Raw genomic sequence first — 21,758 nt, 5'->3', positions numbered from 1 at the left:
AAATTATTTTTTTAAAAAAACTATCAAGTAAATTCACAAATCTGTCATAAAAACTTAAATAATTTGTCATTTTAAAATGTAAATCTTTAGGGCAAAATAATTTCAAAGGTTTCATTATGCTACGCTTAACACTTTTGCCTTTCATGCAAATCTCAATAATATCATTGTCTGCCTTTTTAACACTTATAGATATTTCTCATGCTGATATGTCTGAACTTATCCAGAAGGCTAAGGCCGAAGGGCAAGTAAATTCTGTAGGTATGCCTGATAATTGGGCAAATTGGAAAGGTATATGGAGCGATATAAAAGAAAAATATTCTATTGAACACTTTGATACGGATATGAGCTCGGCAGAAGAATTATCCAAATTTGAGAACGAAAAACAAAATGCTTCTGCTGATATTGGGGATGTCGGTTTAGAATTTGGTCCCATAGCAGCATCAAAAGATTTAGTTATGGCATATAAGCCAACAACATGGGATCAAATCCCTAACTGGGCAAAAGACGATGATGGATTATGGGTCTTAGGATATACAGGTACTATCGCCTTTATCGTATCTAATGAAATCAAAAACCCTCCAAAGCGTTGGGCAGATTTGAAAAATGGAAATTATAAATTTTCAATTAATAAAGTCGGAAATGCAGCGCAAGAAAATGCAAGCATTTTGGCTGCCTCAATAGCTATGGGTGGCAGTGAAGAGAACTTAGAACCTGGAATTGATGTGTTTGTTGATCTAGCAAAACAAGGACGGATTTTATCAAATTCAGTCAATCCTGCCAGCTTAGAACGTGGAGAAGTAGAGGTTGCAGCCCTTTGGGATTTTAATGCCCTCAACTATAGGGATCTTGTAGGTAATGGACAATATCATGTTGTAATTCCATCTGACGGTTCTGTCACCTCCGGTTATGCGACCATTATTAACAAATACGCTAAAAATCCAAATGCTGCAAAATTAGCACGCGAATATATTTTATCAGATGAGGGACAAATCAATCTCGCACGAGGATATGCGCGACCTATTCGTATCGACCATATACAATTACCAGCAGAAATTGAAAAAAAAATGTTACCATCTGAACAATACAAAAACGCTAAACCTATAAATTCTTTACTCTGGCAAAAAAACGCTCCAAAAATCGGTGAACTTTGGCAAGAAAAAGTCATGTCAGAAATGTGAATATGGTTAGACGAATTCACATCCCAAATGCTAACAAAAATCTTAGAAAATTATGTCAAAACTTATCCTTATCGTCTTAGACGGCTTACGCTATGATACTGCGCGTCAATGCCTTGGTTATTTAGAAGCAAAAGTAAGTGCTCAACAGGCACAGTGTACAGCGATAAATTGCGAATTACCAGCGATCTCTCGTCCTCTTTATGAAACGATTTTAACTGGTCGCACTCCATTGGATCATGGCATTGTAAGTAATGCAATTACACGAAAATCAAATGAGAATAGCATTTTTTCACTCGCGCGAAAAGCAAACTTAAAAACTGCTGCCGCCGCCTATCATTGGGTTAGTGAACTCTACGTTAAAACGCCTTTTAATCCTATTGAGGATCGCCTTCTCATCAATAGTCATGAACCAATTCAATACGGTATGTTTTATTGGCAAGATGATTATCCAGATAGCCATCTTTTTGCAGATGCTGAAATGCTAATAAAATGCTTTAATCCAGACTTTTTAATGCTTCATCCAATGAATATAGACGATGCAGGACATAAATATGGTGGTAATTCTATAAATTATAGAAATGCAGCACGAAAAGCTAGTGACTTGCTTGCCAATTATTTGCCCTTATGGCTTGATAAAGAATATAAAATCATTATCACTTCTGACCATGGTATGAGCGATGAGGGTAATCACGGAGGTCCAGAACTGTCTGAAACAAAGGTTCCCTTTTATAATTTAGGATTTCAAATTAATGAGCCAGTTAATTTAGCACAAATTCAAATTGCCGATTTATGCTGTAAAATTTTAAATATTCCAAACGAAATTTTTACCCCCTTTGTCGGTACAATTACATTATGAGTATAAAAACACGATCATGCCTCTACGCTTTACCCTTTATCATGTTTTTAGCCGTGATTATAGCTTTGCCGCTTTGGAGTGTTCTTATAGGTTCTTTAGGTCATCATAGTGACCGTTTTGCTTTTTATACACGCATTATAAATTCAAAATTTTATCTTAACGCATTTATTTCTACAATACAGTTATCATTAATTTCAACCTTGATTGGAATAACTTTTGCTTTACCAATTTCTATCAGTTTACGCGCGAGTAGTCGATTATCAAGACATATTGCAACGGCTTTATCAAACTTAGGTGCTAATTTTGCAGGTGTTCCTGCAGTAACTTCTTTCATTATATTGCTTGGGGTGAATGGAGTGTTAACAAAAGGTTTGATCAAAGTTGGTTTGCTTCAAGAAATCAATATTTATAGTTTCACTGGTCTGATATTAACATATTCCTTTTTTCAGATATCACTTGGTATTATTCTTATCATACCTATCATTCAGTCAATACCAAAGGATATTGAGGAAGCCGCAGTTTTAATGGGCACTACAAAATATCGGTTTTGGACAAAAATTGGGCTTCCCATTGTCTCTAGACAAATTATAGCAGTTTTTATTTTACTTTTTGCCAATGCAATGGGTGCTTATGCGACAGCTTTTACACTTATTGGCACTTCAGCGCGTATCGTTACAGTACGTATTAGTGAGCTTGTAGCAGGAGATGTATTTGCCAATCCTGGTCTTGCAAATGCGCTTGCTGTTTGCCTACTTATTATATTGCTTTTATGCGTAGGAATTAGTCAGCTTATTAAAGGCAAAGAGACAACGTTATGAAACAATCTCTTTATGCCAAATTGCTAATATTTATCATAACTGGAATAATGTTATTACCTTTAGTTGCATTATCCATTAATGCTGTATCTACACAGTGGTCCAAGACTATCATACCGTCAGGGTTCACACTTGATTGGCTATATACTATTCTCACACAAAATCGGTTTCACTATGCAATATTAAGAAGTTTAACAGTTTCTATTTTATCGCTTATTTTAGCAATAGTTCTGACTACACCTGCTATCTTAATTGCGCATACTTATTGGCCAGCACTTGACCGCTGGTTATCACGTTTTGTTATTTTACCCTACGCAATACCTGGCATTGTTCTCGTCGTCGGATATATAAAAGTTTTTTCAGTCCCACCATTACAGATTAACGGTACACTTTGGATCCTTATTTTTGTCTATGTACCGTTATGTTTTCCGATGTTTTATATTTGTCTTAAAAATTCGTTAAACGCCATACCTGTACAAGATTATTTAGATGCTGGGCGATTAGTGGGAGCGACTGATGAAAAAATCTTTATCAAAGTTATCATACCGCTTCTCATACCTGCCTTTTTTTTATCAACTGTTCTTAATTTCAGCTTACTCATGAGCGAATTTGTCTATGCCAATCTTCTTGTAGGTGGACAGTATGAAACTTTACAAATTTACATTTATGCGCACCGCACACAAAGTGGATCTCTTTCAAGCGCGATGATCCTCATATATTTTTTATTTTTATTCATCATGACAATAATAACTTTGATCATACAAAACCGTCTTTTGAGGAAATATTGATATGTCAGGTTTAATAATAAAAAATCTTAGTTTTTATTATGGCGAAAAGAAAATTTTAGATGATATAAATCTTAATATCAGAGAAGGCCAATTTCATGTTTTGGTTGGCCCATCAGGCTGCGGAAAAACAACCTTGCTACGCAACATTGCCGGGCTTCAAAAAAACTTTGGTGGGACCATTCATATGTCAGGTCAACGATTAGATGTATTAAGCCCAAAAGATCGCAATTTAGCTATGGTGTTTCAAAACTATGCATTGTTTCCGAATATGACTGTAAGCGAAAATCTTGCTTTTGGTATGAAGCAACGTAAACTCTCAAAAAGTGATATTAAAGACCAGATTGAAAATATGTTATCCATGATGCAAATGGGAGACTATGCTGATTATTTTCCAAGCAATCTTTCAGGCGGACAACGTCAACGCGTCGCTTTAGCACGAGCATTAATCTTAGAGCCATCCTTGTTATTACTAGACGAACCCTTGTCCGCTTTAGATGCACAAATACGAAAAAAACTACAGTATAATCTTAAGCAAATGCAACGTCAATTCAACTTAACAACGATACTCGTTACACATGACCAAGAAGAAGCGCTCATGCTAGGGGATCAAATTTCAATATTAGACAAGGGAAAAATTATTCAAAGCGACACAGCACAAGAAATATTTTATAGACCTAAAAACTTATTTGTTGCTCATTTTTTAGGAGATGCAAATATAATTCCACCTCATCATGTCTCCCGCTTATTACATAAAAAAATCAATAAAACTTATATTATTCATCCAACAAGTTTTCACTTAAATCAAAACAAAGATGCGGATTTTATAGTAGATGGTGAGGTCATTGAAGTTCAAATTATGGGACAATTTTTACGAATTCATATTCTCAATGATGACCTTGAGTTAATTTACGATTGCATTAATCACTATAATATAGAATATCCAAAAATTGGAAGTAATTTAACACTTTCATGTTTTGCGAAAGATATACACACTTTGCCTCAGAATTAAAATAGACACAAAATAATAAAGCCTCTTTCCCTGATTCCATTAAGCACACACTAACTAATTAAAACGTAAAATAAATTATAAAAAAAATAAACTTAATTTAGTAAATACTGTAAATTTATATTTTTTATAATAAATATATTTTAAATATATCTAAAATATAGATCTCTATCATTTTATTATTACCATTTAAAAATAAGGCATTTTTTATATTTTCACCAATATAGTGTCACCTCATACAAATAAATATAGAAATATTACTCATATAAGATCAAAAAAAACCATTTTTTAATTTTCGTATCTTTTATTTAACGTCAAATAGATATGTCATAAATTTCAGCAAAGGTTGCTAAAATTTGTTTGGTTTTTGCGACCGATTTAAAACCATTATGCTCAATTGTATGATGAGACGATGTTCTTCCGTTTTTTAAAATAAGTAATGTAAAGTTTGATTGTTTTCACCAGCAAGTGCAATGAAATCTTGGTGTGGACGCAAAAAATCAATTTAATGAACATCTAAATCGTGCAATATATCTTTATTAATTTCCATAGCGCCTTCAACGCGTAAGTAATGCGGACAGAAAATGATGGTCATTCAAATTTGGATCTTTAAAGTTAGCTGGTGAAAGAAATAAAATGTCAGTCATAATAAAACCCTGAAAATAATAACACCAAATTCTTATAAGAGCATTGCAATGAAAATTTAAAGTCATAGGATTTAAATATCAGCTCAATTATAAAAATCTTTTTTAATTCTCTTATTTTTAATAGAATTTACCCGCTATCAAAGTGCTCAATTTTCTCCGATTATAAATAAAACATCTTGGCCATGCTTTGATGTTCATAAATTTGGCAGGAGAAAAAGCATGGTTTATGATTTAAGCCTTTTAGATAAATGCCCTACAGAGGCAAATAAAAGTGGTGCGCACGCCCTTGCAAATGCAGTAGCAACGGCGCAAGCTGCTGAAAAAGCTGGTTTTCGCCGCTATTGGGTTGCTGAGCATCACCATTCCAATGACTTTGCCTCCAGCGCTCCTGAAGTTCTTGTGGCTTATTTATTAGCATCAACACGACATATTCGTATTGGTTCGGGTGGCGTTATGTTACAACATTATAGCCCTTATAAAGTGGCTGAAATTTTCAATGTTCTTTCCTCTTTAGCACCCGATAGAGTCGATCTTGGCGTTGGAAAAACACCAGGTGGACTTCCCCATACGACAAAAGCGTTACAAAGTGAAATGCATGATGAAACACGCATGAATTTTGAAGAAAAAGTTGAGCTTCTCAATCAATTTTTAGGCGGTGAAGAGGTAAAAGCTGGTCGCTTCGAAGGATTGGCTGCAACACCTCGCAGTGAAACCAAAGCGCGCGGGTTCTTGCTAGGGGCAAGTGTGGAAAGCGCAAAACTAGCAGCCCATCTCGGGTGGCAACTAAGCTATGCTGGGCATCTTAACGGCAGTGATAAAAAGCTCAAAAACACTGTATCCGCCTATCGAAAAGCAACAGGTGGTGGCGTACCTTTACTTGCTTTAGCAGCAATTATTGGGCGTAGTGATAAAGAAGCCAAAGAACGCGCTGATCAGATCTTTATTTATAAAATACATTTTTCTGACGGCAAAACTTATTCACTTTTAACCGAAGAGGCAGCTCAGGAATTTGGCGCACTTTCTGGACGTCATGATTTTACTATTGAAAAACATCATACACAAATCATTGCGGGTACAGCAGAAACTGTCAATAAAACATTACATGATCTTCATAATCAATACGGAATTAGAGAATTCATGTTGGAACTTCCTGCCACGAGTGTGGAAGAACGGATCGATACAATTGCACAACTTGCTTATGCGCAAGAAAAATTAGCGGCTTAAAATCTGCAAAAGGACACAACTGATGACAAAAAAAACACTTAATTTTGGTCTTATGCTTCATGGCGCAGGCGGCCACATGAATTCTTGGCGACATGCCTCTTCACAAAAAGATGCCAGCGTTAATATCGATTATACGATTGATCTTGCCAAACGAGCGGAAGACGCAGGACTTGCTTTTGTTTTTGTTGCTGATGGCCTTTATATCAATGAAAAATCCATGCCGCATTTTTTAAATCGTTTTGAACCATTAACCCTTTTATCAGCGATTGCAACTCATACATCTAAAATTGGACTTGGTGGAACAGTCTCTACCTCTTACAGTGATCCCTTTACCATTGCACGTCAATTTGCATCGCTTGATCTTTTAAGCGGTGGACGCGCTGCTTGGAACATTGTGACAACACCTCTTGAAGGAACAGCTAAAAATTACGGACGCCCTCATCCAGACCATGGAAAACGCTATGAAATTGCTAGTGAATATATTGATGTTGTACAATCTTTATGGTCGTCTTGGGAAGAAGATGCTTTTACGAGAAATCGTGAGTCAGGAGAATTTTTTAATCCTCAAAAAATGCATCGTACCAATCATAAGGGAAATTTTTTTTCGGTTGAAGGACCATTAAATATTCAACGATCCAAGCAGGGCGAACCCGTGATATTTCAAGCAGGTGCGTCGCAATCAGGAATAAATTTTGCTTCTAAATATGCTGAAGCAGTTTTTAGTAATATCCATGAAATCGAAGAAGCCAAAGCTTATGCAAAACACATTAAAGACAATGCGATAGCTCATGGTCGTTCGGCGCAAGATGTTAAAATTTTTCCCGGCATCAATCCAATTGTTGGGCGCACGCAACAAGAGGCACAAGAAAAATATTTGGCTATCCGAAATCTCATCAATATTCATGATGCTTTAAGTTACCTTGGCCGTTATTTTGATCATCATGATTTTAGTCAATATGATATTGACAAACCATTTCCTGAATTAGGCAACATTGGGCAAAACAGTTTCCGTTCAACAACTGATCGTATCAAACGTGAAGCGGCTGAAAAAAAATTAACACTTCGTGATGTTGCTTTAAACGAAGCCACGCCAAAAACTGATCTTATTGGAACTTATGACAATGTCACCGACCGCATCATTGAATGGGCAGATAGTGGTGCCGCTGACGGTTTCATCCTTACCATGATGATAACTGAACAAGGGTTTCAGGATTTCACAGGTGAAATATTACCAAGATTACAACAGCGTGGTTATTTTGATCCCACCCTAAAAGGAACCACGTTGCGCGAAAATTTAGGGTTATCCATCCTTTTTAATCGTCACACGCAAAAAAATGCCAGTCAAGTTGCTTAATGAGCAAAACGCAATTTATAAGGATAAATGTCATGAATACTATTGTTGCCTTTTCAGGAAGCACAAGCAATCCCTCCAAAACGACGGCTTTAGTGGAAAACATTGTCCAAAAAGCAGCACAGGTTTATGACATTGAAACCATAACGTATACGATGGCGGATCTCGGGCAAAGTTTAGGACTTGCTCATCGTGCTGAAGATTTATCACAAGAAACGCGAAAAATTATAAATAAAATTGGACAAGCCGATGCACTGATCATTGGAAGTCCTGTTTATAAGGGCAGTTATCCAGGATTGTTTAAACATTTTATTGATTTAATGGAGCCTGAACTGCTTTATGCCAAACCCATCATACTTGCAGCATCAGGTGGTGGCGATCGCCATGCTCTAATGGTTGAACATCAGTTGCGTCCGCTTTTTGGATTTTTCATGGCGCATAGTCTTCCTACAGCCATCTATGCTGCAACTCGTGACTTTGGTGACGAACATGCCATTATTTCTGCAGATCTTACCATGCGCATTGATAAAGCTGTTAGTCAATTAGCGCCGTTTCTTCATAAAAACACAAATAATACGGTGGATTTCACACTAGAATCACAAAACCGTACTGTGCCTTCAATCAAAATAACAGCATAAAGTTTAAAAAATATGGATCAGTATTTTTACTATACATCAATAGATAATCCGAAGGCCAAACGGCTGCGTGATGCTCTTTTATATGAATATAATCATCGTTATGGAACCTTTTACGATAAAGACGGTGCAGCGGCAGAGATGGATCGTTATCCACCTTCGGCATTTTCACCTCCAACAGGCAATTTTTTGTTGCTGATGTTAGATGATGAGGCCATTGGTGGTGGCGCATTTAAGTTTTACAATAAGGAAACAGCAGAACTTAAACGCATTTGGGTGGATGAAAATTTTCGTCGGCAGGGCTTGGCTGTAAAAATATTATTAGAACTAGAACAACAAGCAGCATTACAGGGCTATCGCCAATTATATTTGACGACAGGTTTTCGTCAACCAGAAGCTGTCGGGCTTTATCTTAAAAACAACTATACAAATCTTTTTGATCTTCAAGGGGATTGGGAAGCCTATCAACATCTTCCCTTTGAAAAAGATATTTCACATTTAATGCTAAAAAAAAATCAAAACAGAGTTTCTGGTTTTTCATCCCCGAAACAGATAATTCAAAATCATCATTTTATTAATATTTGAGGAGATAAGCCAATGTCATCGACCACCGATCAGGCACTATCTGCCTTAACCCAGAGTGAGCGCAATAAAAGCCAAAATTATGCCGACTTTAAAGTTGTCCCAGCACGTTATCCATTGCGTATTATCGGAACGATTTTTTCTATTTTTATTATTGGTATGATCGCCTTTTCGATTTTCACAAATGAACGATGGGGATGGTCTATTTTTAGCCAATGGTTTTTTTCTGAACCTGTACTTATGGGGCTTTTACGCACAATTTGGTTGACAATTTTAGCAACAATTTCAGGGTCCATACTTGGAACACTTCTGGCGCTCGCACGGCTTTCTAAATCACCCTTACTCAGTGGTTTATCTTGGTCATATATTTGGTTAATGCGGTCAATTCCATTGATTGTGTTGTTACTTATATTGAATAACCTTGGTTATCTTTATGAAAGTGTACGCATTGCAAATCCTTTCAATGGAACTATCGTGTTTGATTATCCTATGGTCTCGCTTCTCACACCTTTTGCAGCAGCTTTTATTGGCTTAACGCTTAATCAATCGGCTTTTTTTTCAGAAATTGTCCGTGGGGGTATTTTATCCGTTGATCAGGGGCAACATGAAGCGGCCGCGTCTTTGGGATTATCCCAAAAACGCCAAACATTACGTATTGTGTTACCGCAAGCAATGCGCTCAATCCTACCAACAGGATTTAACGAAATTATTGGATTGGCTAAAGGCACATCCATGGTTTATGTTTTGGCCTTGCCAGAATTATTTTATACAGTTCAAGTTATCTACAGAAGAAATCTTGAAGTTATTCCCCTGCTTATGGTTGCAACAGTTTGGTATCTTGTCATTATGACTGTTTTGTCCATTGCGCAATATTATATTGAACGTCATTACTCAAAAGGTGCGCTTCGCAATCCCGTTGATCTTCCCTTTGGTAAATTTTTTAAATTTTTAAAAAAAACACCTGCAATAAATAACATACTCAATGCTGATCAAAGTAAATTACAGAAGCCTTTTGATATAAATCCTTCTCATACACCGACAAAAAACACTATTAAAGGTTTTCGTGATCTTCATTCAGGCAATGGGGCACGTGTTACAATCCATAATGTTTCAAAATACTTTGGAACAAATAAAGTTTTAGATGGTATCCATCTTGAAATAAAACCTGGAAGTGTGACTGTTATTCTTGGTCCCTCTGGTTCAGGAAAATCAACCTTATTGCGTACAATTAATCATTTAGAACGTGTTGATGAGGGCTTTATTGATGTTGATGGTCAGCTTATCGGTTATAAAAAACAAGGTCAAATACTTTATGAGTTAAAAGAAAAAGACATTTTAAAACAACGTATCGATATTGCTATGGTGTTTCAAAATTTCAATCTTTTTCCACATATGACAGTTTTAGAAAATATTATTGAAGCACCTACACAAGTCAGACATCAATCACGTGAAAATGCACAAAACGAAGCTTATGATCTTTTGGCACGTGTTGGCCTTCTTGACAAAGCCAATGCCTATCCCCGCCAATTATCAGGAGGACAACAACAACGTGTAGCCATAGCGCGTGCTCTGGCATTACGACCTCGTGTTTTACTTTTTGATGAACCAACGTCTGCTCTTGATCCTGAATTGGTCGGAGAAGTTCTCGATGTTATTAAAGAATTGGCGGAAACGGGATCAACTTTAGTTGTTGTAACTCATGAAATCGCTTTTGCACGTGAAATAGCAGATACTGTCGTTTTTATGGAATCTGGACAAATTTTAGAACAAGGAAGTCCTGAATTCGTGTTTAATCAAACACAAAACTCTCGAACACGAAGCTTTCTTGATAAAGTTCTTTCATAAAAGATATCTGTAAAATTAAACGATGCAAAATCATAATATGATATCATTTTAGAGGAGATAAAAATTGATAGGCCCGCGAACAAAGATAAAATTTATACTTGGTTTTTTACTCACAAGTATCTTTACAATATCTTTTGCATATGGAGAAGCCGTAAAACTTGATTTATCACCTGAACAAACAGGGCGCCCAACGACAACTGTCAATCCACAAAGGGTAAAAGACGTTGAAAATCTATCCTTTATTAAAAAAGGTACATTTACTGTCGCCACAAATACGGCAAGTAGCCTGCCTCTTCATGATTATGCGTCAGATGCCAAAACAATTATCGGATTGGATATAGATTTAGCATCAGCAATTGCACAAAAAATGGGAAAAAAACTCGAAATCGTTGAAATTATCTGGGCTGACTGGCCTTTAGGTCTATCCAGTGGAAAATATGATGCGGTCATTGCCAATATTACTGTGACAGAAGAACGAAAAGAAAAGTTTGATTTTGCTACTTATCGTCGTGATGTTATTGGCATTTATGTGAAAAATAAAAGTCCTATTCAAGAAATCAAAGAAGCAAAAGATATTGCGGGATTACGCGTTATAACTGATGCAGGAACCAATCAGGAAAAAATATTACTTGAATGGGACAAGCAAAATATAGCGAACGGCCTTAAACCTATACAAGTGCAGTATTATGATGATAAAGCGCTGCAAACATTGTCACTTGATAGCAACCGTGCTGACGCCATTTTTAGTGTAAATGCCATGCAATCCTACATTTCTGCAACAACCGGAAAAACAAGACTCGTTGGTACGGTTAATGGTGGCTGGCCCTTAACGGCGGAAATCGCCGTTGCCATACCAAAAGATAATGGATTTGTCGAACCTATGGCGGCTATATTAAACGATTTGATTAAAGATGGAACCTATGACAAAATTCTTACGAGATGGAATTTAAAAGAAGAAACTGTTCCCCAATCACTTATCAATCCCCGTGGCCTTCCCAAAACACCTTGATCTTAAGGGATAAGTTATGTCTATTTTTCAAATTAAAAAAACGATCATCTTTTTAAGTGTTGTGTTCAGTATTTTCATAATGATCATAACATATGCAGCGGCACAGCCAATTTTTGATACGAGTGTAGAACAGCACGAACGTCTTCATGTTGACAAAAATGAAGCTGCCGCTAACGCGATACCTTCAGACTTTCCTTTTGTCACGAAAGGAAAGCTAACCATTGCTGTTGCCCCAACAGAACCACCACTTACTTTTTATGCGCAAGATGCGCGTACACCCGTTGGGTCAGAAGTTGATTTTGCTTCAGCATTTGCCGAAAGTCTTGGCTTAGAGCTTGATCTCATTCCGATCACATGGATCGACTGGTCTTTGGGACTAACATCAAGAAAATATGATGCTGTTCTTGCCAATGTCGGTGTGACTGAAGCACGAAAAAAGAAATATGATTTTTCAACCTATCGTCAAGGATTGCACGGTTTTTATGTAAAAAAAGACAGTCCCATTCAATCCATTAAAGAGCCAAAAGATCTCGCAGGCTTGCGTGTTATTGTTGGTGCAGGCACCAATCAGGAGCGTATTCTCTTACACTGGGATGAAGAGATAAAAAAAGCAGGGCTTGCACCGATTGTATTACAATATTTCGATGACAGTGCCACAAGCCTCATGGCAATGCAATCAGGACGTGCTGATGTTGTTGTACAACCCAATGCGCAGCTTATCTATATTTCTTTACGAGATGATAATCTTCGCGGTGTTGGTACTTTAAGTGCTGGATGGCCTGACCGTTCAGATGTTTCTGTTGTTTCACGTAAAGATAGTGGACTTGCACAACCACTGACAATAGCTATTAACGCTATGATACAAGATGGCTCTTATCAAAAAATTTTGGATCGTTGGCATTTATCAGATGAAGCCTTAGAAAAATCTGAAACCAATCCCCCGGGATTGCCAGAAGAATAACCAAACAGAAGAATAACGAAATTTGACCGTTTCCGAAATCATATATTATTATGATGAGAAAAATGCAGTGGTTGTTTTGTAGTATCGTCATACCACTGCACAAAATTGTCCATAATAGTATCACTTTTTCAAAGACGTTATTACGATTATTCTTTACAAAAAGTCTTAAGAATTATTGCATGCTTAAAAAAATATTTTAAAATAAAAAATTATTATAATTATTGAAATACACTTATTCCCATTCGATCGTACCGGGTGGTTTTGAGGTAATATCATAAACAACCCGATTAATACCACGCACTTCATTAATAATACGATTAGCAGCCTGTGCAAGAAATTCCATGTCATAATGATAAAAGTCGGCAGTCATACCATCAACAGATGTGACGGCGCGTAATGCACACACATATTCATATGTGCGCCCATCTCCCATAACGCCTACCGTTTGAACAGGCAATAGAACCGCAAATGCCTGCCAAATTACATCATAAAGACCAGCTTTTCGTATTTCATCAAGATAAATGGCATCAGCCTCGCGCAAAATTTCAAGTTTATCCCGCGTCACAGCACCTGGGCAACGAATAGCGAGACCAGGCCCTGGAAAAGGATGGCGTCCAATAAATTTTTCAGGAAGACCAAGTTCATGACCCAAAATACGGACTTCATCTTTAAATAATTCTCGCAATGGTTCAACAAGTTGCATATTCATTCGTTCAGGCAAACCACCAACATTATGATGACTTTTGATCGTAACTGATGGACCTCCTGTGAATGAAACACTTTCAATTACATCAGGATAAAGTGTTCCTTGTGCTAAAAATTCCGCACCACCTAATTTTTTTGCTTCCTTTTCAAAAACTTCAATAAACAAACGGCCGATTGTTTTACGCTTTTTTTCAGGATCATCTTCACCATTTAACGCTTCAATAAATAGATCAGAGGCATCAACATGAACAAGAGGAATTTTATAGTTTTCTTCAAACATGGTCACAACTTCTTGCGCTTCATTTTTTCGCAACAAGCCATGATCAACAAATATACATGTCAGTTGATCCCCAATGGCTTCATGAATAAGCACTGCCGCAACAGAGCTATCAACACCTCCTGAAAGGCCACAAATAACACGCCCTTTCCCCACTTGTTTTTGAATGGTCGCAATCGCTTGTTCACGATAAAATTTCATTGACCAATCGCCTTTAATATGTGCAATGTTATGAACAAAATTTTGCAATAATTTTGACCCATCAGGTGTATGAACAACCTCGGGATGAAACTGCACAGCATAAAAATGACGCTTTTCATCAGCAATAGCTGCATAAGGGGCACCTTTTGATGTTGCAATAACGTGAAATCCCTGCGGCAATGCCATTACACGATCACCATGACTCATCCATACTTGGTGACGACTGCCTTTTTCCCATACACCTTCAAAAAGCGCACTATTTTCTTGAATATCCAAAAAAGCCCGTCCGAATTCACGCTCATGGCCTGCTTCAACTTTTCCTCCAAGTTGAGCACACATGGTTTGCTCACCATAACATATACCTAAAACGGGAATTCCTGCTTCAAAAATTTCCTGTGGCGCACGTGGAGATCCAATATCAACAGTTGAATGTGGACTGCCTGAAAGAATAACTGCTTTCGGTTTAATCCGTGCAAAAGCATCAGCTGCTAACTGAAAAGGAACAATTTCGGAATAAACACCCGCTTCACGCACACGCCTTGCGATGAGCTGAGTGACTTGTGAACCAAAATCAATAATAAGAACAGTATCAGGATGTTGTGATGTCATGGATAGCCCTTAAAGACTGTTAAAAGGTTATAAGCAGTTTAAGATGTATGAATTAGGCTTTCTTCATCAAAAAGTCATGTCAAAAATTAAAAAATTTACGAATAATATGAAAAATCATCATTATCATTTTTAAATGTTCGCGTTGATCGTTTTAAATTATCATTTATTGATTTTAATCTCGCTTAAAGAATGCCAATCACGTTTATATTAAAAAGGTTTTTAATGTCTCTAAAGCTTTGCCTAGTTCCTTATCAACAATATGAAGATATTGACGCCAGTCTAAAGCTTGTTTTAACTCTGTCTTTCCGTCTGAGATCCCTCTCAAACCATAAAGCGTTACATCAAAAATTTGACAAGTGCGCAAAACAGCATAAGTTTCCATATCAACCATATCGGCCGAAATTGTATCATAGGCATTACCAGAAACCACATTAGCACCCGTTGATAAATCGGCCTTTGGATAATCTGGAAGAAGAAGAGGCATTGATTGTTTTGCAGGTTTATCGACAAAAGGCGTAACGCCTTTTTCAACTCCCAAAACGCTTGCATCCATATCACGCCAAGATACGGATGCAACTTGATACACTTTTGTCTGTTCCAAAGTTTTTGAACCTGCCGAACCTAATGATATAACAAGATCAGGCATGGTATTTTTTTGTTTAAGATGCGATAAAATTTTTGTTGTATGAATTGCCGCCTCAATGGGACCAACACCGATAAATAACGGATGAATTAGTTTTTTTAAACAGTCTCCATATTCTAGATCTGTCGCCATTAAAAATAAAATAGACTTATTACCCCATGTCATCATCACGTGATATTTTTCTCCAAAATCGAAATAAAAAAACCATCCGTTTGTGTTGTTAAAGGTGATAAAGCAAGACCATATTGAGAAAAAAGAGGTGTTGGTGTATTGCCTTCAAAAGCATTGTCCCACACTGTTTTCATATCAAGTTTATGAAAATCATGATGCGTTTTTAAAAAAGACGAAACTTGTTGATCATTTTCAGATGAAAACAATGAACATGTAATATAGACTAAGTGTCCCCCTAATTTCACATAACTCATTGCAGCATTTAAAACCTCTTCCTGTTCTTTTACACGCCGTTCCACTTGAGCTTCGCTTAAGCGCCATTTTGCATCAGGCCGGCGTCTCCATGTTCCTGTTCCTGTGCAGGGCGCATCAACCAAAACAATATCCATCTGTTGTTTTAATGGGGCAAGATCACCCTTTTTGGCATGAGGCTGTACATTGCGCACATCAGCACGTCTTAAACGTTCAAAAATAGGCGCAAGACGCGCTTTTTCTGCATCATAGGCATAAATTTGTCCACGATTTTGCATATGAGCAGCAAGAGCCAAACTTTTTCCACCAGCACCAGCACAATAATCAAGCACTTGCATACCAGATTTTGCGCCAACCAAATGCGCAACGATTTGCGAACCAAGATCTTGAACTTCAAAAAAACCTTTTTGAAACGCAGGTTCTGCTTGAACATTTGGGTGTCTGCCCAATTTTTCAATAGGGGCTATTCTCAAAGCATCTTTCATCCAAGGGATTGGTTTTATATGAACAGATTCAAGCGCACGCAACATTTTATCAGAGCTTGATTTTAGTGTATTAACACGCAAATCCAAAGGTGGACGTTCACTCAAACTACGGGCTTCATTACACCAATTATTACCAAACATATTTTGCAAATGAGAAATACACCAATAGGGTACATCAGCTTGAATATAATCTGCTGCATCGTGAATGTTACGATTCTCCCAAGAGTGGCGCTGATCAGCATTAAGTTTTTTTGGACGAAATTTATCCCCTTCCAAAGCATGTTCAAGTGCTTGCCAAGACAATGCACCATCAGACATTAATGCGCCATAAGCCAAAGCAGATATGTCATCACTATCCATGAGCCAATAAAGTGAAAGTTTGCGTCTTAAAGCGTCATAAACAATATTACCAATTGCTGCACGATCCCCTGCCCCTGCAAAACGATGGGATAGTCCCCAATCTTTCAACGCTTCTGCAACTGGACGACGCCTATTTTCAATATCCTGTAAAACTTCAATCGCGGCCTGTAGGCGTCCACCCAATCGCATTTTAAAATTCCTATTTTATCTTTTTGCTTCAGTGTATCTTTTTAAAACCGACATAATCAATTTAAACCCAAAAGAAAACACAGAAAGATAAAAATAAACTGTCTCTAAGAATGAAAAAAATACTATTCCATAGGATGTAAAAACAGAAAATTTATTATTAATAAATTTAATATCTAAAAGTTGCTTATTGTGTTTTCATTTGAATTTTTTTCAACTTTTTCAACAATGAAAACACCATTATCAAAGGATAAAATTTTAATGCGTGTACCAGATTCAAGATCCGGTCCATTGATCCGCCATATCGTATCATCAATGCGAATTCGTCCTTCGCCATTTATAATAGGGTCACTCAAAACAACTGTTTTACCAAACAGTTCATCTGTCTTTTTATTTAATAAAGGTTGATCAGAATCTGCTTTACGTTGAAAAAATTGTCTTCCAACCATAACCATCAAAACGGAAAAAATTAAAAATATAACTATTTGACTTTGCCAAGTTGAAAAATCAGCAACATCACCTAAAATCATTATCAATAAGGCGGTAAGTAATGCACCTATACCAAACCACATCAAAAATACACCTGGCAATAATACTTCTAAAAGAAGAAGAAGAAAGCCAAAAATAATCCAGTTCCATGGACCTAGAGAAGTTATAAGCGTTTCCATACTTTTCCTTATTTAACGAATATATAAGAAGATATTATAGTTTTTTTTCAAACAAGAATGATCATAATTGTTTTAAAAAATATCAATGTCTTTTTTAACTTCGCCGTTTGCTTGATGTATCACTGTCTGAACCAAAAACTTCTTTCGCAATCGCACCAATACCACCTAAAGAACCAATCAAAGAAGATGCTTCCATCGGCATAAGAACAATTTTTTGATTATTGGCAGAACCAATTGTTGCTAGTGCTTCTGTGTATTTTTGTGCGACAAAGTAATTGATTGCCTGCACATCGCCTTTTGCAATCGCCTCTGAAACCGATATCGTCGCTTTTGCTTCAGCCTCTGCTAATCTTTCACGCGCTTCAGCTTCACGGTAAGCCGCTTCACGCTTACCTTCAGCTTCTAAGATTTGTGCTTGTTTTAGACCTTCTGCACGAAGAATATTCGCATTACGATCACCTTCAGCTTCTAAAACTTGGGCGCGTTTATCACGTTCTGCTTTCATTTGGCGTCCCATCGCATCAACAAGATCACGCGGGGGTTGAATATCTTTAATTTCAATCCGCGTCATCTTTAGACCCCAAGGCTGAACAGCACCATCAACAACACCAAGCAAGCGATCATTAATCGCATTCCGATTGGATAGAAGCTCATCCAAATCCATTGAACCAACAACAGTACGGATATTTGTCATTGTAAGATTTAAAATAGCCGTTGTGAGATTATCAACTTGATAGGCAGCTTTTGCGGCATTTAAAACCTGATAAAATGCCACAGCATCAACTGAAACTGTTGCATTATCACGAGTGATAACTTCTTGAGTTGGGATATCTAAAACACGTTCCATCATATTAATGCGCGCACCAATGCGATCAAAATACGGGATGATAAGATTAAGTCCTGGAACAAGCGTTTTGGTATAACGTCCAAACCGCTCTACAGTCACAGCATATCCTTGCGGCACTTGTTTAATGCCAGCAAATAATGTCACAATGACAAGAACTGCTAAAACAATTAATGATATACTTAAACCGCCCATGATCTCTCCAAACTCATTAACAATTTCTTCTAAAAACAATGTGGCAGTTTATAAAAAAAGAAGAAAGCAAAAAGCTGCATTTGGACAAAAAGGCAAGGGTTTTTCACACTTATTTCACAAAAGACCGTGGTTTTTATTAAAAGTGACCTTTCACTTATACCCATCCAGCCAATTCTTGACGAACAAGATGTTCAATAACTTTCATTCCTTCTTCACTATCATTCAAACAAGGAATATGAAAAAAATTCTCTCCCCCATTTTCATAAAAAGTTTCTGCCGCTTCATTGCCAATTTCATCAACCGTTTCAAGACAATCCACCACAAAGCCTGGATTAAAAACGGCAACAGACTTGACCCCTTGTTTTGGTAAATTTTCAAGTGTTATATCTGTATAGGGTTTTAGCCATTCTTCAGGTCCAAACCTCGACTGAAAAGTCATCATCAACGTGTTTTCATCCATTCCCAAACGCTGACGCAAAGCCAAGGTTGTCTGTTCACATTCATGAGGATAAGGATCACCCCTATTTGCATAAGAACGCGGTATACCATGATAAGAGGCAATAATTTTCTCAGGTATAAAGGAAAGCGTTTTAAGATGCTTTTCAATAGACCGCGCCAAAGCATCAATATAAACAGGATCAACACTATAAGGAGGAACAGAGCGGATAGCGGGAACATAGCGTCTTTTTTTCAAACCGTCAAAAAACGCATCAAACACTGTAGCTGTAGTGGCTGCCGAATATTGAGGATAAAGAGGAAAAAACAAAAGTTTTTCACATCCTGAATCAATCATACGATTGACTACATCTTCAATTGAAGGCTTACCATAACGCATGGCATAATCAACAACTACACTATCGCCAGATAATTGAGGGGCAAGTTTTTCAGCCTGAGCCCTTGTAAAAGTGCGCAAAGGCGATTCATTACGTTCATTATTCCAAATACGCTTGTAAAGAGCACCCGATTTTTTCGGTCTTACATTTAACACGATTCCATAAAGGACAGGATACCATAAAAGACGCGGCCACTCTATCACACGACGATCAGACAAAAATTGTCGCAAATATTTACGAACACTTTTGGGATCTGTGCCTTCAGGTGTTCCTAAATTAATCAAAACAACACCAATTTTTTTTTCTGCATTCCTCATAATATGAAAATTATACTTTTCTATTCAGAGCAAATTGCGCACCATTGCTTGTTGTACATAATAGCTGCATTGCATTATTTGATAATGCACAATTTACACGCGAAACAGTACCGCGAATAATAGAGCGCATTTCAATTTCAACCAATTGAGGGTTACGGAAAATATAATTACCTTCAGAAAGTTTTTCATTTGTATCGGCTGCACGCGTTTCAAAAACATTGTTATGGAAAGACGAAACAATACCGTTGCTATCCACCCACTGCCCCGCAATTCCTTGTGGAACATTTTGAACAACAGGATTTTGACCATAATTTTGCGACAAACTACAGGCTGCTAGTAAAAAAGATACAAAAGTACAATAAGTAATGAGCACATAACGTTTCATATAGCGGACTCCAAACTCTGTTCATCATAGTTTAAATGATGATTTTCATCATTTCTATATACTATCAATATGGTGCTTTTTACACAAATCAATGAAAAAGCGTTTTTTTCAAAAAAAAAACGCTTTTTTGTTGCATGTTATCACCAAATTGGTAGAGCTAACAGCGCGGGGCAAACGAGGTTAAATACTTGCCGATGGTTTGCAACCAAAGTCCTTTTGATGCGTTCAACGTTTCAAAGGAGAAACATAAAATATGATAGGCCCCATACTTGTAGCGGGTGAAGACAATGGCAAGAGAGCGGAACTCTCTTCTATGCTTCGAGCGCTTGGTTATCGTGTTATAGAAGCAGAAAACGGACTGCGTACCATTAATTTGTTACGTAGAAGAAGAAATATTGCCTTAGCAATGATTGATCCCACCATGAGTGATCTTGGAGGCAAAGAGCTTATAGCAAACATAAGGGTTGCAGGGCTAGCAACGCCGTTAATTATTACATCAAACGTTGAAAATGAAGAATTATTACAAATATCTTTGCGTGAAGGGGCAATGGACTATCTGATTTATCCTATTAGTTCGCTTAGACTTGCCGTCACTCTGGGAAATTTATCCCTAAACACAACCTTAACACGAGAAGTCCACCATTTGCGGCGCCAAAACGAAAACCATTTACGCTTTGGTGACCTTCACGCTAAAAGTGATTCGATGATACGATGTGTCGAGGATGCAAAAAAAGCAGCAAAATCGTCAGAAAATATTTTGATTATAGGCGAGCAAGGCACTGGTCGCGAAACATTGGCGAGAATTATTCACCATGAAAGCACGTTTTCAAGTGGTGATTTTGTCCGCATACAATGTTCTTTTATATCCGATCCTATTCAAGATGAAAAAATTTGGAATGAGAAATTCTTACCACTTTTGAATTCTATAGATGGTGGCACACTTTGTTTATGTGAAATCGATAAACTAGAGCTTGTGCAACAAAAAAAGATGCTCGAATACCTTGAAAAATATAAGAATAGAAATTCCCATAATAAAAAGGACTTTAGATTAATTTCCTTATCAATGTCATCACTTTCTGATCTTGTCGATGATAAACTTTATTGCAAACAGCTTTTTGCTCATATTAACGGCCATCAGATTACTATGCCGGCTTTGCGTGAACGGCGTGAAGACTTTGCAGATATTGCCCAAAGTGTAATTGATCACATTGTGGTTGAGCGTGGGCAACCGCATGTTCATGGTCTTGCGGGATCAGCACTTGCACTTCTTTTACAATATGATTGGCCTGGCAATATTGGTGAAATGGAAAATATGCTTTTTAGAGCCATATTATTAAGCAATGGTCCATTACTAACAATAAGAGATTTTCCACAGCTAACAGGAAGCCAGTTTATCGACCTTCAAGATGCACTTACAACCGATTATTTGGAAACTCAAAATAAGGATATGCTACGGCTTTTTGATGAAAAAAATCAAATACGCCCTTTAACCGATCTTGAAAGTGAAATCATTCAACGTGCTGTTGATCATTATAAAGGAAAAATGAGTGAAGTCGCACGCCGTTTGGGTATAGGCCGTTCAACGCTTTATCGCAAACTTGATGAATACCAAGATAAACAATCTGAACTTGTATCACAATTAAAAAAATGCGGATAAAAAAATTGATATTCGTTATGAAAGCATTATGGCAATCGTATAGTTTAAGTGCGATCTAAAATAAATAGACCAA

Annotated in this window: 20 protein-coding genes; 13 read left to right on the top strand and 7 right to left on the bottom strand. The window is 37.1% G+C overall.

Translation table 11 applies throughout. The annotated features are described in order from the left end of the window. Positions 1-116: 116 nt before the first annotated feature. From ME5_RS04320 to ME5_RS04260, 12 genes are all read left to right on the top strand, one after another. Entirely contained in the window at positions 117-1,178 is a 1,062-nt protein-coding gene (locus ME5_RS04320; RefSeq protein WP_008038797.1) for an extracellular solute-binding protein, read from the top strand. A gap of 52 nt (positions 1,179-1,230) precedes the next feature. After that, a complete protein-coding gene (locus ME5_RS04315) occupies positions 1,231-2,034 on the top strand; it encodes an alkaline phosphatase family protein (protein ID WP_008038796.1) in 804 nt (267 codons plus the stop codon). Continuing rightward, positions 2,031-2,852, top strand: coding sequence for an ABC transporter permease (locus tag ME5_RS04310; protein ID WP_008038794.1), 822 nt, complete (start codon positions 2,031-2,033; stop codon positions 2,850-2,852). The genes ME5_RS04315 and ME5_RS04310 overlap by 4 nt, the downstream gene beginning before the upstream one ends. Positions 2,853-2,899: 47 nt before the next feature. Further along, on the top strand, positions 2,900-3,637 hold the full coding sequence (locus ME5_RS04305) for an ABC transporter permease (RefSeq protein WP_245256490.1): 738 nt from the start codon (positions 2,900-2,902) through the stop codon (positions 3,635-3,637). Position 3,638: 1 nt separating this feature from the next. After that, entirely contained in the window at positions 3,639-4,646 is a 1,008-nt protein-coding gene (locus ME5_RS04300; protein WP_008038790.1) for an ABC transporter ATP-binding protein, read from the top strand. An 863-nt stretch (positions 4,647-5,509) separates the two neighbouring features. Continuing rightward, positions 5,510-6,514: an MsnO8 family LLM class oxidoreductase gene (locus tag ME5_RS04295; RefSeq protein WP_008038789.1), complete on the top strand. Its 1,005-nt coding sequence runs from the start codon at positions 5,510-5,512 to the stop codon at positions 6,512-6,514. A 22-nt stretch (positions 6,515-6,536) separates the two neighbouring features. Further along, the gene (locus tag ME5_RS04290; RefSeq protein WP_008038788.1) at positions 6,537-7,868 is read left to right on the top strand and encodes an LLM class flavin-dependent oxidoreductase; all 1,332 of its coding nucleotides are present in this window, start codon (positions 6,537-6,539) and stop codon (positions 7,866-7,868) included. Positions 7,869-7,900: 32 nt separating this feature from the next. Next, positions 7,901-8,503 carry an FMN reductase gene (msuE, locus tag ME5_RS04285; RefSeq protein WP_008038787.1) on the top strand — a complete coding sequence of 201 codons (603 nt, stop codon included), beginning with the start codon at positions 7,901-7,903 and terminating at the stop codon, positions 8,501-8,503. Between the two features lie 12 nt (positions 8,504-8,515). Next, complete coding sequence (locus tag ME5_RS04280; protein WP_008038786.1) at positions 8,516-9,085, top strand: GNAT family N-acetyltransferase; 570 nt, start codon at positions 8,516-8,518, stop codon at positions 9,083-9,085. 12 nt (positions 9,086-9,097) lie between these two features. Beyond that, a complete protein-coding gene (locus tag ME5_RS10875) occupies positions 9,098-10,927 on the top strand; it encodes an amino acid ABC transporter permease/ATP-binding protein (protein ID WP_008038785.1) in 1,830 nt (609 codons plus the stop codon). Positions 10,928-11,021: 94 nt separating this feature from the next. Next, positions 11,022-11,936, top strand: a complete 915-nt coding sequence (locus ME5_RS04265) for an ABC transporter substrate-binding protein (protein WP_425338830.1) — start codon at positions 11,022-11,024, stop codon at positions 11,934-11,936. Between the two features lie 79 nt (positions 11,937-12,015). Beyond that, positions 12,016-12,897 carry an ABC transporter substrate-binding protein gene (locus ME5_RS04260; RefSeq protein WP_245256546.1) on the top strand — a complete coding sequence of 294 codons (882 nt, stop codon included), beginning with the start codon at positions 12,016-12,018 and terminating at the stop codon, positions 12,895-12,897. A 232-nt stretch (positions 12,898-13,129) separates the two neighbouring features. On the opposite strand, the gene guaA is transcribed toward ME5_RS04260, so the two are convergent. From guaA to omp10, 7 genes are all read right to left on the bottom strand, one after another. After that, entirely contained in the window at positions 13,130-14,689 is a 1,560-nt protein-coding gene (gene guaA / locus ME5_RS04255; protein WP_008038782.1) for a glutamine-hydrolyzing GMP synthase, read from the bottom strand. Between the two features lie 202 nt (positions 14,690-14,891). Then, complete coding sequence (locus ME5_RS04250) at positions 14,892-15,500, bottom strand: 5'-methylthioadenosine/S-adenosylhomocysteine nucleosidase (protein WP_008038781.1); 609 nt, start codon at positions 15,498-15,500, stop codon at positions 14,892-14,894. Next, positions 15,500-16,789 (bottom strand): RsmB/NOP family class I SAM-dependent RNA methyltransferase, encoded by a 1,290-nt coding sequence (locus ME5_RS04245; RefSeq protein ID WP_008038780.1) that lies wholly within the window; start codon positions 16,787-16,789, stop codon positions 15,500-15,502. The genes ME5_RS04250 and ME5_RS04245 overlap by 1 nt, the downstream gene beginning before the upstream one ends. Positions 16,790-16,962: 173 nt before the next feature. Next, a complete protein-coding gene (locus ME5_RS04240; protein WP_008038779.1) occupies positions 16,963-17,454 on the bottom strand; it encodes an NfeD family protein in 492 nt (163 codons plus the stop codon). Positions 17,455-17,548: 94 nt separating this feature from the next. Then, entirely contained in the window at positions 17,549-18,493 is a 945-nt protein-coding gene (locus tag ME5_RS04235; protein ID WP_008038778.1) for an SPFH domain-containing protein, read from the bottom strand. 154 nt (positions 18,494-18,647) lie between these two features. Beyond that, positions 18,648-19,643, bottom strand: coding sequence for a ferrochelatase (hemH, locus tag ME5_RS04230; protein ID WP_008038777.1), 996 nt, complete (start codon positions 19,641-19,643; stop codon positions 18,648-18,650). Positions 19,644-19,653: 10 nt separating this feature from the next. Then, positions 19,654-20,028 carry an outer membrane lipoprotein Omp10 gene (gene omp10, locus ME5_RS04225; protein WP_008038776.1) on the bottom strand — a complete coding sequence of 125 codons (375 nt, stop codon included), beginning with the start codon at positions 20,026-20,028 and terminating at the stop codon, positions 19,654-19,656. A 253-nt stretch (positions 20,029-20,281) separates the two neighbouring features. Here omp10 and ME5_RS04220 point away from each other — a divergent pair, with 253 nt between their 5' ends. After that, positions 20,282-21,685: a sigma-54-dependent transcriptional regulator gene (locus tag ME5_RS04220; protein WP_008038775.1), complete on the top strand. Its 1,404-nt coding sequence runs from the start codon at positions 20,282-20,284 to the stop codon at positions 21,683-21,685. Positions 21,686-21,758 lie beyond the last annotated feature (73 nt).

The sequence above is a fragment of the Bartonella tamiae Th239 genome, from assembly GCF_000278275.1.
Taxonomy (GTDB): domain Bacteria; phylum Pseudomonadota; class Alphaproteobacteria; order Rhizobiales; family Rhizobiaceae; genus Bartonella; species Bartonella tamiae.
This window is presented reverse-complemented; position numbering and strand designations above follow the sequence as displayed.